Here is a 629-nt window from a genome sequence, read left to right as displayed (position 1 = left end):
TTTGAGCATCTGAAAATTTATACAAGCGGGTAAAGTAGATTACTTCTAATCCCTTAGCACCTTTTTTGAGTTTCCCTTTTGCTTCTTGTACTTGCTTAAAGGTTAAGAAATAAGGGTTTTGATACGCTCCAAAAGGATTGCCTTTTTTTAGTAGTATGATATTGATACCTCTATAGGCTTTTTTAGAGGCAAAGCTTACAGGCGATAGATACCCGCCTTTTTCTAAAAAGCTATCATCCCATCCCAATTTTGGCGTTCCTTTAGCGCTCTTGATAGCACCGATAAGCTTGTCCGTAATCATCTGATAGATTTGGTCGGGACGTACAGGGGTATTCAGTCCTGTGGTGTTGGTGTCTTCTTCCTGAATAAAGTCTAAACCTGCTAAAAATTCTAAGGGAATTTTTTCAGCAGGTTGTTGGGTTTTAGTGGCAGGCGCTACAGCACTTTTTTTTTTGAGGTAGCTTTTACAATCCTACCTCCCTTTGCATATTTATAGCCTTTTTTCAAACGTCCACTAGCGGTCAATCCCTCTTTTCTTTTTGGGGCTGCTAATCCTTTTCGAGTAGGTTTGGGTACTTTGGCGCTTGCTTTGACTACACGTCCTTTGATAAAACGCCATCCTTTGCGCA

Annotated in this window: 2 protein-coding genes; both read right to left on the bottom strand. The window is 40.4% G+C overall.

Features of this window, described 5'->3' with window-relative positions; all coding sequences use genetic code 11:
• On the bottom strand, positions 1-301 hold a 301-nt coding region (locus tag OU788_RS12605; RefSeq protein WP_274635483.1), incomplete at its 3' end, for an ArdC family protein.
• A gap of 134 nt (positions 302-435) precedes the next feature.
• A partial coding sequence (locus tag OU788_RS12600) for a hypothetical protein (protein ID WP_274635482.1) occupies positions 436-629 on the bottom strand: 194 nt, incomplete at its 5' end.

This window comes from Tenacibaculum sp. L6 (genome assembly GCF_028823685.1).
Taxonomy (GTDB): Bacteria; Bacteroidota; Bacteroidia; order Flavobacteriales; family Flavobacteriaceae; genus Polaribacter.
Note: the sequence above shows the minus strand (reverse complement) of the source record. Positions and strands in the feature narration are given on the sequence as shown.